Below are 13,055 nucleotides of genomic sequence, written 5' to 3' on the forward strand. Positions count from 1 at the left end.
CCATGACCGACAAATTCGACCTGCTCATCCTCGCCGAACTGCAACAGGATGTCCGTCTGCCCACGCCGGAGCTGGCCCACAGGGTCGGTCTCTCCGCCCCCGCCTGCTACCGCCGCGTCCGCGCCTTGCGGGAGTCGGGTCTCATCGAGCGGGAAGCGGCGCTGGTGGCGCCGGCCACCATGGGTTGGCCCATCACCATGCTGGTGCTGGTGACCCTGGAGCGGGATCACGGCCGCATCGTCGATGAGATGATCGCCAGCCTGAAGGGGGAGCCTGAGGTGATGGATCTCTGGTACGTCACGGGGGAGCAGGACTTCGTGCTGCAGGTAGCCGCCCGGGACATGGCGAGCTACGAGCAGTTCACCCGGCGGGTGCTGCACGCCAGGGAGCAGGTGCGCAGCTTCAAGACCCTGGTGGTCATGGGGCAGCACAAGCGCTGCGGCGCCCTGCTGCCAGCGTAGGCCGGAGTGGCCCAGGCCTGGGCCCTGCAGGGAGAGTGCAACGCCATCCCGAACGGGGGGCGTGCAGGAAAGGGGGCAAAAAAAGGCAGGTGCGATGTCAGCCCCTCCCTGTCGGCCGGGTTAGCCGGCCGCCAGCTCTTCCGCCGTCATGGGGCGCAGCACCCGACAGGGGTTGCCGACCGCCACCACGCCTGCCGGAATGTCTTTGGTGACAACTGACCCCGCCCCGATGACGCTGTTGTCCCCTATGGTGACGCCCGGGCAGATGACGACGCTGCCCCCAATCCAGACGTTGTTGCCGATGCGCACCGGCTTGCCGAACTCCACCCCCTTGATACGTGGTGCCACCGCCACCGGGTGGGTGGCGGTGTAGATCTGCACCCCGGGGGCCAGCAGCACGTTGTCACCTATGTGCACCTCGCACACATCCAGGATGGTGCAGTTGAAATTGGCGTAGAAATTCTGGCCGACAAAGATGTTGGCGCCATAGTCGCAGAAGAAGGGGGGCGTGATGAAACAGCGCTCTGCGCGGCCGCCCAGCAGGCGGGTAAGGCGCTTATCCCAGCCCGGGGCATCGGTTCGCTCCCGGTTCAGTTCTCCCAGCAGGGCGCGGCACTGTTCCCGCGCCGCCCTGAGTTCGGGGTCGCCCGCATCATAAGGCTCCCCCGCTACCATCTTCTGCCACTCAACGCCGCGCACTACCGCCTTTGTCATCACCTCGTTCATCGCCTACTCCATCAGCCAGATCAGGGATTCGTAAGGGCGCAGCTCGCAGGATTGCGGGCGGGCCGGGCTGTCGGGGTAGTTGCCAAGCAGCAGGCGCCCCTCGCCACTGGCCAGCTCGGCAGGCAAGTCGAAGGCCACCGGCTCACCGTAGAAGTTGCTCACCACCACCAGGGTCTGGTCGTCGGCGCGTCGGGCATAGGCCCAGATCCGGGCGTGCCCCGTCAGCAGCTCCCGATAATCCCCCTGGGCGAAGACGGGGTGCGCCTTGCGAAGGGCGATGAGATCCCGGTAGTGCCAGAACACCGAGTGCTGGTCGGCGAGCGCCGCCTCGGCATTGATCCCGGGGTAGTTGGCGGCGGGCTTGAGCCAGGGAGTGCCGGTCGTGAAGCCGGCGTTGGGGGCCGCGCTCCACTGCATCGGGGTGCGCGAGTTGTCACGGGACTTGGCCGCCAGAATGGCGAGGATCTCGGCCTCGCTCATCCCTTCGGCCTGCTTGATGGCGAAGATGTTGCGGCTCTCCACATCCTGATAGTCGTCGATGTGCTGATAGCCGGGGTTGGTCATGCCGATTTCCTCCCCCTGATAGATGTAGGGCGTACCCTGCAGGCCGTGCAGAGTGCTGGCCAGCATCTTGGCGGCCACCACGCGATGGGGGCCCTCGTCGCCGAAGCGGGAGACGATGCGCGGCTGGTCGTGGTTGCACCAGAACAGCGCCGACCACCCCTTGCCATGCATGCCGCTCTGCCAGTGGTTGAAGATGCGCTTGAGTTCGAGGAAATCGAACGGCGCCCTGGTCCACTTGTCGCCATTGGGGTAATCCACCTTGAGGTGGTGGAAGTTGAACACCATGGAGAGCTCGGAGCCGTCCAGCGCGCCATAGCGCTGGCAGTGCTCCAGGCTGGTGGAGGACATCTCTCCCACCGTCATGGCCCCCACCGGGGCGAACACGTCGCGGCTGATGTCCTGCAGGAATTCGTGGATGCGCGGCCCGTCGGTGTAGAAGCGACGGCCGTCGCCGCTGTCATCGTTCGGGAAGCGCTGATCCTTGGAGATGAGGTTGATGACGTCGAGGCGGAAACCGTCGACCCCCTTCTTCGCCCAGAAGTGGATGACCTTCTTCACCTCGGCACGCACTGCCGGGTTCTCCCAGTTCAAGTCCGCCTGCTCGCGGGCAAACAGGTGCAGATAGTACTGGCCGGTGGCGCTGTCCAGCTCCCAGGCGCTGCCGCCAAACTTGGATTGCCAGTTGTTCGGCACACCGCCGTCCAGCGGGTCTTTCCAGATGTAGTAGTCGCGGTAGGGGCTGTTCTTGTCCCCCAGTGCCGACTTGAACCAGGCGTGCTCGGTGGAGGTGTGGTTGACGACGATGTCCATCACGATGCGAATATTGCGCGCATGGGCGGCGGCCAGCAGCGCCTCGAAATCGCTCATGGTGCCGTAGGCCGGGTCTATGGCCAGGTAGTCGGCGATGTCGTAGCCGTTGTCGACCTGGGGGGAGACGTAGACCGGGGTCAGCCAGAGGGCATCTACTCCCAGAGTCTTGAGATAGTCGAGGCGGGCCATGATCCCCTTGAGATCGCCAGTACCGCGCGCGCCACTGTCCTGAAAGCTCTTGGGGTAGATCTGGTAAATCACGGCGCTCTGCCACCAGGGGGTCTGTGTCATGGTTGGTTCGCTCATTGGTTGAAACCGGGTTGGTTGGAACAGGGCAAAGAAAAAGGGCGGAGCCGGGGCTCCGCCGATATGGTGTGGATCAGGCCGTGGCCAGATCCAGCTTGCCGGCCGCCTGCTGGCGCTTGTAGACCAGCAGGGTCAGCAGGGCCGGTACCACTATGGCCACCAGCATGGCGACGGCATAGATGCCCCAGTATTGCGGCTGGATGGAGAGGATGCCCGGCAGGCCGCCCACCCCGATGCCGTTGGCCATCACCCCGGCAAAGCCGCAGATGAGGGCCGCACAGCTTGAGCCCACCATGGCGCACAGCATGGGGAACTTGTACTTGAGGTTGATGCCGTACATGGCCGGCTCGGTCACCCCCAGGTAGGCGGAGATGGCGGCGGGCACCGAGATCTCCCGTTCGTTCTCCTTGCGGCTGATGAGGATGATGCCGACGACCGCAGACGCCTGGGCGATGTTGGAGAGCGCGATCAGCGGCCAGATGGGGGTGCCGCCCATGCTCTGCATCAGCTGCAGGTCCACCGCGTTGGTGGTGTGGTGGATGCCGGTGATGACCAGCGGCGCGTAGAGGAAGCCGAACAGGGCCGCCCCTATGGGGGCGAAGGAGCCTGTCATGGCGGCCTTGGCGGCGAAGCCGACGCCGTCACCGATCCAGCGGCCGAACGGGCCGATGAAGGCGTGGGCCACGATCACCGCCAGCAGCAGGGAGACGAAGGGCACGATCACCAGGTAGAGATAGGCCGGGATGATGCGCTTGAGGTTGGTCTCCACCCAGGCGAGGAAGACCCCCGCCAGCAGGGCCGGAATGACCTGGGCCTGATAGCCCACCTTCTGGATCACGAAGAGGCCGAAGTCCCACACTTCCGGGGTCTGCTGGCCGATGCCGTAGGCGTTCATCAGTTGCGGCGAGACCAGCGTCACCCCCAGCACTATGCCGAGGATCTCGGATCCCCCCATCTTCTTCACCGCAGACCAGCAGACGCCCACCGGCAGGAAGTGGAAGATGGCCTCACCCAGCAGCCAGAGGAAGGCGTGCACCTGGGCCCAGAACTGGCTAATCTCCACCAGGGTATGAGTCCCGTCGTCGAACATCTTGATGTCGCCGATGACGTTGCGAAAACCCAGGATCAGACCGCCGGTGATGATGGCGGGCAGCAGGGGCACGAAGATCTCCGCCAGGTGGGAGATGCCGCGCTCCAGCGGGTTCATGTTGTGGCGGGCGGCCTGCTTGGCGGCATCCTTGCTGGCGCCGCTGACGCCGATCTCCTGGGTCAGCGCCTTGTACCACTGATCCACCTCGTTGCCGATCACCACCTGGAACTGGCCGCCCTGGGTGAAGCTGCCCTTCACCGACGGTATGGTCTCGATGGCCTTGGGGTCGGCCTTGGCCGGATCGGCCAGCACGAACCTGAGCCGGGTCAGGCAGTGGCTGACGGTGGTGATGTTCTCCTTGCCGCCGATCCGCTCGATCAACTGCGCCAGATGTTGTGTGTTGACTTTTGACATGAGCCTTCCCTCTGTGACTCCATGAATGATGGTCGCTTCTTTACCGGCTGGCCAATGACCGCCCGCTTATTGGTATCGTTCCCAATCAGCATGAAGCCAGTGGCCGTCGGCGGCAATGGGAACGTTCCCAATTCGTGGCGCTGGTCACAAAAAGTGCAAAACGCCGGGAATGAGAGGAAAGATAGACTACAGGGGCTGACAGGGGGCTATGGTGGCCCTGGGGGCTTGCCCCTCTTCAATCTGGGCGAGCAACTGCCTGGCGGCCAGGATGCCGGCGTCCTTGTAGCCGAAGTCCAGGCTGAGGGCGTTGGCAAACAGGAAGGTGAGCATGGGGTTGCTGCCGAGGCCGCTCACCAGGATGTCGGTGCGCCCCTGCTCCTGCAGGTACTTGGCGGCGCCGATGGCCAGGGTATCGCTGGCGCAGACCATGGCCTGGGTGCTGGGGGTGAGCAGCTCGGCTGCCAGCCGGTAGCCGCTCTGCAGGCCGAGATCCCCGAGGGCGCTGCGGGGCGTGAGCCCCTGTTCCCGGCAGTAATCCAGATAGGCCTGATGCCGGCGCAACCCGGTGGTGAGGTCGCTGCGCTCGACCCCGAGATAGGCCACCTCTTTCAGGCCGCGCCCCCTGAGGTGTGTGAGCACGGATCGCACCGCACCGTCGTCGTCGAAGCAGACCGACGAGAAACCGGGGCGCTCGCGCGCCATCAGCACCAGCTTCTCCTTCAGCGGCGCCATGGCGGCATAGTCCAGATCGTTGAAGGCGAACAGTATGATGCCGTCCACCCCACGCCGCTCCAGCACGGCCAGGTGTTCGCTCACCTTGGCGGGGGAGAACTTGCTCTCCATCAGCACGGCGTCGTAGCCGCGGGCGTAGAGGGTCTCCAGCATGCCGCGCACCGCCTGGTTCTCCGAGCTGGAATCCAGGCGCGACACCACTATGCCGACCACCTGCTGGCTCTGGCTGCGCATGGCCCGGGCCGACTTGCTCGGCACGAAGCCGTGCTGGGCGATCACCGCCTCGACCCTGGCCCTGGTCTGGGCATTGACCCTGGGATCCTGATTGAGCACCCGGGAGACGGTCGACTTGCCGACCCCGCTGAGGCTGGCGATATCGAGGATGGTCAGTTTCTTTTCCATGTGGGATCCGTGACAGGGGAGGGGGGACAACCGGGATGCAGACATTGTTGTGATTAAGTCCTGTGAATACAAGCCCATGGCGTTAGAATGCCCTTTTGCCGAGGCGGATCTTCCGCCATTGCACAGGACGCGCATCATGGATCTGTTGGCAAGTCTGCACTTCTCCCTCTCCATCACGGGCCCCATCTGCCTGGTACTGGTACTCGGCATCTGGCTCAAGCGGCTGGGGCTGCTGCCCGACAGCTTCGTCGAGTCCGCCTCCCGCCTGGTGTTCCAGGTCACCCTGCCAGCCCTCTTGTTTCTCAGCATGGTGCGCACCGATTTTTCCACCATGCCGAGCCCCTGGCTCATCCTTTACGGCCTGCTCGGCACCCTGGCCGGTTTCCTGGTGCTGGAGCTGCTGGCGGCCCGCTTCATCAGCGAGCAGAGGCTGCGCGGCATCTTCGTGCAAGGCAGCTTTCGCGGCAACATGGGGATCATGGGGCTGGCCTATGTGCAGAACGCCTACGGCCCCGAGGGGATAGGGGCCGCGGCCCTGCTGGTGGGGGCGGTCACCGTGCTCTACAACGTGCTCGCGGTGATCACCCTGACCCGCAGCCTGGGGGGCGGCAAGGGGATAGGGCCCATCCTCAGGGGGATCGGCAAGAATCCCCTGATCATCGCCATCCTGGCGGCCCTGCCCTTCGGCCTGCTCGGCATCGAGCTGCCACAGCTGGTGATCTCCACGGGCAACTACTTCGCCAACATGACCCTGCCGCTGGCCCTGCTCTGCACCGGGGCCAGCCTCAACCTCAAGGCCCTGCGCGGCGGCGCCCTGCTGACCGGCTGGGCCACCGTCAACCGGCTGTGCTGCATTCCGGTGCTGCTGGTGACGGGGGCCTGGGGGCTGGGCTTCAGCCCGCAGGCCCTCGGCATCCTGTTTCTCATCAGCTCCACCCCCACCGCCGCCGCCAGCTATGTGATGACCCGCGCCATGGGGGGGGACAGCGCCCTGGCGGCGAACATCATCGCCACCACCACCCTGGGCTCGCTCGTCACCACCAGCCTGGGGGCCGCCCTGATGAACTACCTGGGGTTGATGGGCTGAGGGGGGACATGTTGAGCGTCTGCATCGTCGTCATCATGACCACGCCGGGATCTTTGCACAGCACAGGGGCTTGACCTTGCCGCGGGCGGCAGCTTTAGGGTGATTGCACATCAACAGAGGAGGTATCCCATGACCATTCAACTGACCGTTTCCGGCATGTCCTGTGGTGGCTGTGCCGCCAGCTTGCAAAAAGCCCTGCTGACCCAGCCAGCCGTCAGCGAAGCCAGCGTCGATTTCGCCAGCCGCCAGGCCGTCATCGAGAGCGAGCTGAGCAGGGAAGAGCTGATCGCCCTGATCGAAGCCAGAGGGTTTACCGCGGAGTGATTTATCACCTAAGTGGTAAAAATCAGACTAATATTCTGATTACCTCTTTTTATTGGTGAGAGTGATCACTTAAATTCCGTTTAAAAAGGATAAAAATGCTGCAACACCCTCATCAAAAAGGATTGCAGCATGACCCTTCCTATCCGCAAGACCCTGATCGCGGCCGTACTCGGCCTGACCCTTTCCCCCATGGCCATGGCGCTGCCGAGCGTGCACATACTGGCGACCGGCGGCACCATCGCCGGGGCTGGCCAGTCCGCTACCCAGTCCAACTACGAGGCCGGCAAGGTGGCCATCGAGACCCTGATCGCCGCCGTGCCCGAGATGAAGAACGTGGCCGAGGTGCAGGGAGAGCAGGTGGTCAAGATCGGCTCCCAGGACATGAGTGACGAGGTGTGGCTCAAGCTCGCCAAGCGGGTCAACGAGCTGCTGGCCAAGGATGACGTGGACGGCATCGTCATCACCCACGGCACCGACACCATGGAGGAGACCGCCTACTTCCTGAACCTGACCGTCAAGAGCGACAAGCCGGTGGTGCTGGTCGGTGCCATGCGCCCCTCCACCGCCATGAGCGCCGACGGCCCCATGAACCTCTACAACGCCGTGGTGACCGCCTCCGATCCCGCCTCCAAGGGTCGGGGCGTCATGGTCGCCATGAACGACACCGTGCTGGATGCCCGCGACGTCACCAAGACCAACACCACCGGCGTGCAGACGTTCGCCGCTCCGAACTTCGGCCCGCTCGGCTACATCCACAACGGCAAGATAGACTACCAGCGCAGCCCGGCCCGTCTGCACACCAGCAAGACCCCGTTCGACGTGAGCAAGCTCGACAAGCTGCCCCAGGTCGGCATCGTCTACAGCTACGCCAACGCCACCGATCTGCCGGCCAAGGCGATGGTGGATGCCAAGTTCGACGGCATCGTCAGCGCCGGGGTGGGCAACGGCAACCTCTACCACACCCTGTTCGATACCCTGGCCAAGGCGAGCAAGGACGGTATCCGCGTCGTGCGCTCCGCCCGCGTGCCGACCGGTTCCACCACCCTGGATGCGGAGATCGACGACGCCAAATACGGCTTCGTGGCCGCCGGCACCCTGAACCCGCAGAAGGCGCGCATCCTGTTGATGCTCTCGCTCACCCAGAGCAAGGATCCGGCCCAGATCCAGCGCTGGTTCCAGCAGTTCTGACCTCCTTGCCGGCATCGGCCGGCATGGGATGATGACAACAAAAAGGGCGGGACAAGGTCCCGCCCTTTTGCATGTGGTGTGGCTGCTGCCTCAGCTCGCTATCAGCCAGCCGCAGAAGCCGAGATAGATCAGCCCCACCCAGGCGAGCCTGCCCGCCGTCATCCGCTCCCGACTGAACCCCCACCACAACAGCACGACTGCCAGCAGCGTCACCAGCGAGGAGACCATCATGGTGCTGTCCAGCAGCCAGGGGGTGAACAACAGGCAGAACGCCTTGGGAATGGTGCCCTGGATCATCATGGCCCCCGAGATATTGGCCAGCGCCAGCCGGTGCTTGCCCTGTCGCACCCAGATCAGCACGTTCATCAGCTCGGGCATCTCGGTCGCCACCGGGCTCAGCAACAGGGCCGCCAGCACAGGTGAAAGACCGAGCAGCTCGCCCATGTCCTCCAGTTGATGGACGAACAGCTGGGCCGCCAGCGCCACCACCACCAGCGCCACTAGAGTCTGCATCAGCACCTTGCCGAGCGCCGGGATCTCGGCGGCCGGATCCAGCCTGAGGGGCTCGGGCAGCTGGGCCTCGTGGCTGTCGGCCCGCGTCAGCTCGCGTCTCGCATAGGCGAGGTAGGCCAGCACGAACAGGGGGGCCAGCCAGGACTTGCCGGTGAAGGCGGCCGTGCCGAGCAGCGTCGCCAGCAGAAAGATGCCGACAAACCAGGCCTGGTCCCTGGCCGTTTCCCGTTGAACCTCGCCTGCGATGGTCCTGTGCTCTGGGCTCATGCACAACAGCAGAAGCAGGCCGACGGCGCCATAACCCAGGGTGGCCAGCACCAGGGGGCCGCCGAGGGCCGCGCCCATCCCGATCTGCTGCTGGGCGGGGGCATCCCCCATCAGCAAGGCGGTCAGGGTGACGATGCATTCCGGCAGGGCCGTGCCGAGGGCCGCCAGCAGGGAGCCGGTGGCGCTCTGGGAAAATCTGAAGTGGTGGCCGGTCCATTCGATGCCGTTGACGAAGTATTCGCAGGCCAGGTAGATGGTGACGGCGGAGAGCAGCAACAACAGCAGGGTAATCAGCATGATGAGTAACCGCCGGGCGAGCAGAACAACCAATGGACCCGACATGGCTCGCCCGGCTGGCTTGCATATCGAGGCCAAAGGTCTTGCAGAGCGATGGATGCCATCGCCGCCCATGCCATGGATCTGCGGATCCAAGAATGTTGACATGAGCCCTGCCCGGATCACGGGCGGGTTGCTACTCCCCTATGACAGTGCGGGATTTTTACCAAGTCGACCGCCGCCCCACAAGGCAAAACCCTGGGATCACGCCCGCCAAGTTGTAAGGGGATGTAACGCCTGCCCGCCAGGATCCTGATCTTTCTCCCGGGCTCTCGGTGCTGGCACAGCGATTGCTATGAGTTGGCTACTGTCCACATTGACTTGGGAAGGGTGAACGATGAAACGGTGGATCCAACATTTCTATCAGCTGAACCGCCTCAACTGGCTCATGGTCTGGCTGCTGCTCTGCTGCAGCATCATACTGCTGTTCCCGGCCGGTCTGATGAAGGGGGCCGTCAGCCAGTGGGCCACGGCCCACGCCGCCTGGCTCGGGGTCGGCATGCTGATCGCCATCTCCTACTTCTGCAGCCAGGGCTTCCTGATCGCCTGGGAGTGGGCCTGTGACGAGTGGCAATCCCGCCGTCAGCAGGATCAACTGGCCCAGATGATAGAGTTCCTCGACTTCAACGAGAAGGCGGTGCTGCGGGAGTTCGTGTTGCAGCGCAAAAGCGTCATAAACCTGCCGATCACCGAACCCGCCGTCAAAAACCTGATGGATGCCGGGGTGCTGACCTATGCCTATGGCAAGCCGGTGCGCGAGAAAGAGGACGAAAACCAGATCCGCGCCCTGATGATCGCACTGCCGGCACGGCCGCTGCTGACCTACAAGGTGCTGGGGCTGTCGCGGGGCAAGATGAGCGACGAGCAGGTGGAGCAGATCATGAACGCCAGACCCAAGTTCGCCCAGAAGAGTTTCCAGCGCTGAGTTGCCGTCATCCTTCAGGCAAAAGAGCCGGACTGTGTCCGGCTCTTTGCTATCGGGTTGAGGCTACTCGGTTCTTGCCTTGAGATAACCGGCGTAGTCCGGCACCTGTACGCTGAATGCCTGCTGCATGTGCGGGCTGTCCATGATGAAGTCCGCCGTCGCTTCGTTGGTGGCGACCGGGATGTTCCAGACCGCCGCCAGGCGCAGCAGCGCCTTCACGTCCGGATCGTGCGCCGCCGGGTTGAGGGGATCCCAGAAGAAGATCATCACGTCGATCTTGCCCTCGGCGATCAGGGCGCCGAGTTGCTGATCGCCGCCCATGGGGCCGGAGAAGAGGCAGGTGATGGGCAGTTGCGCCTTCTTGCCGAGCAGGGTGCCCGTGGTGCCGGTCGCATAGAGGTGGTGGAGCTTGAGCTCCTCCTTGCGGCGCAGCACCCAGTTCAGCAATGGGGCTTTCATGTTGTCGTGAGCCACCAGAGCGACCCGCTTGTGGGGCGCCATCTCACGTGCAATCAGTTCCATGGGGATCATCCGTAGCAAAGTGACAGGAGTAGGGGCGTATCCTACTCGAAAGCGGCGCCCGCTGCCTTGCCGGGCGCCGTAACTGTGATCACTTCGACGCTTCTATCCACTGCCGGTTCTTCTGCTCCAGCACCGAGATGGGCAGCATGCCGTATTCCAGCACCTGGTGGTGGAAGGCCTTGAGGTCAAAGCCTCCGCCCAGCGCCTGTTCGGCGGACTCTCGCATCCGGATCAGGGCCAGCTGACCCGCCTTGTAGGAGGTGGCCTGGCCGGTATAGGCCATGTAGCGCGGCACCTCGGAGCTGATGTCGCCGGCCCCCAGCGCCGAGTTCTCCTGCATGTAGCCGACGGCCCTGTCGTGGCTCCAGCCATACCAGTGGATGCCGGTGTCCACCACCAGTCGCATGGCCCTCAGCATCTCCTCGTTGAGGCGGCCGAAGTACTGCAACTGGTTGTTGAAGGCAGGCGAGCCCTCGACCTTCACATCCCCCACCGTCGGATCGTAGAGGCCACGCCCCTGATAGAGCCCCATGTCGTGATCCGCCAGGTATTCGGTGTAGAGCGCCCAACCCTCCGCATAGGCGGTGTAGGAGGCGTTCGCCACGTACTGCGGGAAATCGGGATCCTTGGCCGCCAGCTCCTGGGCTATGGTGATCTGGAAGTGGTGGCCGGGGGCCCCCTCGTGGGCCAGCAGGGTGCTGATGTTCCAGCTCTGCAGGCCGTAGGGGTAATAGGTGTTGAGGAAGAACTGCCCCTTGCGGCCGGTCTGGGGGTTGCCATCCTGATACCAGGCGACGCCGCCGTAAGGCGCATCCTCGTAGGCGACCGGCACCACCGCGTAATCCAGCTTGGGAATGGTGTGCTCGGCATCGAAGAAGTCGGGCAGCACCTGCGCCGCCTTGCTCTTGAAGGCGTTGTACTCCCGCAGCGCCCGCTCATGCTCCGCCAGCGCCTGCTGCTGGAGCTCGCTCAAGGTCGCTCCGGCCGCGTTGTCCGGATTCAGGCCGGCGGACCAGGCCGCCAGCGGGTTCTGGTAGAAGAAGCCCGGTTCGTTGAGGTAGCGGAAGAAGGCGTAGATCTGGCCGCTCTGCTTGCTCTGGGCCACGTCATCGCTGTCGCACTTGCCGACGGTGTGGCACACCTTGACCATGGCGCCGAAGATCCGGCTCACCTCGGTCAGCCCCAGCTCGTGTACCGCCTCCGGCGTCATCTCGGTGGTGGTGTGCTTCTTCAGCAGCCAGCGATACCAGTCGCGGCCATCCGTCATGCCGCAGAAGCCGTCGTCGCACTCGCCGTTGCCCAGGCGCACCGCGTAGGCGCCGCCATGCTGATAATCCAGGTAGTCCCGCAGCGCCAGATAGCGGGCGTTGATGCTGTCCAGCACGGCCTTGTAGTCGGTACGCAGCGCCTCGTCGGCCTCACCGGGCAGTTGCTGCCAGCCGAGGTAGGAGCCGGCGATCGCCTCGCCATCCAGCCTGCCGTTGAGCTGGGCCAGCAGCCGGTCCACCAGCTCATCCGGCAAGGTGTTGCCGCGGGCGCTGCCCTGCTCGAACTGGTGCTTCACCTCGGCCAGATAGGCGTCATAAGCCTTGAGCCAGATGAGGTGTTCCTGATACCAGGCCAGCGGCGCCGTCGCCGTCCGTGCCCTGGTCTGCACCGGGGCCGCGGCCGTGCGGTCGAGATCCCGGCGCCAGCTGGCATCCCCCGGTGCGACCCGCTCGGCCGAGCTCTCGGTGAAGTAGTCGAAATGCCCATCGACGGTGCGGGCCGCCCTGCCGCTGGCAGGGGCGGCCCCGACCTCGTCGGCCAGGTCCACCACCCGGTTGCGGAAGTGATGGATGGGGATCTGGGATTGGGGCAGCCCATAACCCTCCAGGTTGATCTGCAGATCCCAGCGGATCAGGTCGTAGAACAGCCGATCCCGTTCGCTCAGGACGGCGGGATCCAGGGCATCCAGCCGCTTGAGCAGGGCTTCATCGAGCGCCTTGCGTTTGGCGATGCTCGCGGCATCGATGGCAAAGCCGTAGGGATCCAGCGCCTGGCTCTCGCGCAGGGCGTCGTCCATGGTTTGCATCAGGGCTGCCTTGGTGGCGACGGGATCCGCCGGCGCCTTGGAGCTGTTGTCGTTGCAGGCGGTGAGGGAGAGGGCGATGGCGCAACCCAGCGCCACCTTGTCGAGTGAGAAGTACATGGTCTAGTCCTTTAATGCCTTGTTATTTTGAGTCCCACAAAGGGGTTCCAATAGTGCACCTTCAGACCGCCGCCTTTTGCGACTCACTTAACAAAAATAACGTTATATTTCATATGGATAATGGTGGTGAAAAGCTATGCGAACAAAGATGAAAAAACCCGCCGGAGCGGGTTGGAAAGCGGGGATTTCATGCCATA

At 64.1% G+C, this 13,055-nt stretch carries 12 protein-coding genes and 1 riboswitch; of the genes, 5 read left to right on the forward strand and 7 right to left on the reverse strand.

The features are described from left to right. The first annotated feature begins 2 nt into the window (after positions 1-2). Positions 3-461 carry an Lrp/AsnC family transcriptional regulator gene (locus AB5Y72_RS15950; protein ID WP_368199214.1) on the forward strand — a complete coding sequence of 153 codons (459 nt, stop codon included), beginning with the start codon at positions 3-5 and terminating at the stop codon, positions 459-461. A gap of 120 nt (positions 462-581) precedes the next feature. Here AB5Y72_RS15950 and AB5Y72_RS15955 read toward each other — a convergent pair whose 3' ends face one another. From AB5Y72_RS15955 to treR, 4 genes are all read right to left on the reverse strand, one after another. Next, entirely contained in the window at positions 582-1,187 is a 606-nt protein-coding gene (locus tag AB5Y72_RS15955) for a sugar O-acetyltransferase (RefSeq protein WP_368199215.1), read from the reverse strand. Positions 1,188-1,190: 3 nt separating this feature from the next. Further along, positions 1,191-2,852: an alpha,alpha-phosphotrehalase gene (treC, locus tag AB5Y72_RS15960; RefSeq protein WP_368199217.1), complete on the reverse strand. Its 1,662-nt coding sequence runs from the start codon at positions 2,850-2,852 to the stop codon at positions 1,191-1,193. 88 nt (positions 2,853-2,940) lie between these two features. After that, positions 2,941-4,371 (reverse strand): PTS trehalose transporter subunit IIBC, encoded by a 1,431-nt coding sequence (gene treB / locus AB5Y72_RS15965; RefSeq protein ID WP_042077673.1) that lies wholly within the window; start codon positions 4,369-4,371, stop codon positions 2,941-2,943. Positions 4,372-4,557: 186 nt separating this feature from the next. Then, entirely contained in the window at positions 4,558-5,505 is a 948-nt protein-coding gene (gene treR, locus AB5Y72_RS15970) for a trehalose operon repressor TreR (RefSeq protein WP_209794143.1), read from the reverse strand. Positions 5,506-5,641: 136 nt separating this feature from the next. On the opposite strand from treR, the gene AB5Y72_RS15975 reads away from it, so the two are divergent. The 3 genes from AB5Y72_RS15975 to ansB all read left to right on the forward strand — a co-directional run bounded on the left by AB5Y72_RS15975 (position 5,642) and on the right by ansB (position 8,104). Beyond that, positions 5,642-6,592 (forward strand): AEC family transporter, encoded by a 951-nt coding sequence (locus AB5Y72_RS15975; RefSeq protein WP_042077676.1) that lies wholly within the window; start codon positions 5,642-5,644, stop codon positions 6,590-6,592. Between the two features lie 129 nt (positions 6,593-6,721). Continuing rightward, positions 6,722-6,916: a heavy-metal-associated domain-containing protein gene (locus AB5Y72_RS15980; protein ID WP_042077677.1), complete on the forward strand. Its 195-nt coding sequence runs from the start codon at positions 6,722-6,724 to the stop codon at positions 6,914-6,916. Between the two features lie 129 nt (positions 6,917-7,045). After that, positions 7,046-8,104, forward strand: a complete 1,059-nt coding sequence (gene ansB, locus AB5Y72_RS15985) for an L-asparaginase 2 (protein ID WP_219143446.1) — start codon at positions 7,046-7,048, stop codon at positions 8,102-8,104. A gap of 90 nt (positions 8,105-8,194) precedes the next feature. Here ansB and AB5Y72_RS15990 read toward each other — a convergent pair whose 3' ends face one another. After that, positions 8,195-9,181 (reverse strand): sodium:calcium antiporter, encoded by a 987-nt coding sequence (locus AB5Y72_RS15990; protein ID WP_325782828.1) that lies wholly within the window; start codon positions 9,179-9,181, stop codon positions 8,195-8,197. An 89-nt stretch (positions 9,182-9,270) separates the two neighbouring features. Beyond that, positions 9,271-9,377, reverse strand: a riboswitch (yybP-ykoY riboswitch). 180 nt (positions 9,378-9,557) lie between these two features. Between AB5Y72_RS15990 and AB5Y72_RS15995 the strand changes: the two genes are divergently transcribed. Beyond that, entirely contained in the window at positions 9,558-10,145 is a 588-nt protein-coding gene (locus AB5Y72_RS15995; protein WP_325782829.1) for a superinfection exclusion B family protein, read from the forward strand. Between the two features lie 63 nt (positions 10,146-10,208). On the opposite strand, the gene AB5Y72_RS16000 is transcribed toward AB5Y72_RS15995, so the two are convergent. Together AB5Y72_RS16000 and AB5Y72_RS16005 are read right to left on the reverse strand one after the other, a co-directional pair. Beyond that, positions 10,209-10,667, reverse strand: coding sequence for a methylglyoxal synthase (locus tag AB5Y72_RS16000; RefSeq protein WP_041211864.1), 459 nt, complete (start codon positions 10,665-10,667; stop codon positions 10,209-10,211). A gap of 88 nt (positions 10,668-10,755) precedes the next feature. After that, positions 10,756-12,858 (reverse strand): DUF885 domain-containing protein, encoded by a 2,103-nt coding sequence (locus tag AB5Y72_RS16005; protein WP_325782830.1) that lies wholly within the window; start codon positions 12,856-12,858, stop codon positions 10,756-10,758. Positions 12,859-13,055 lie beyond the last annotated feature (197 nt).

It is taken from the genome of Aeromonas sp. R7-4 (genome assembly GCF_040908055.1).
GTDB lineage: Bacteria > Pseudomonadota > Gammaproteobacteria > Enterobacterales > Aeromonadaceae > Aeromonas > Aeromonas sanarellii.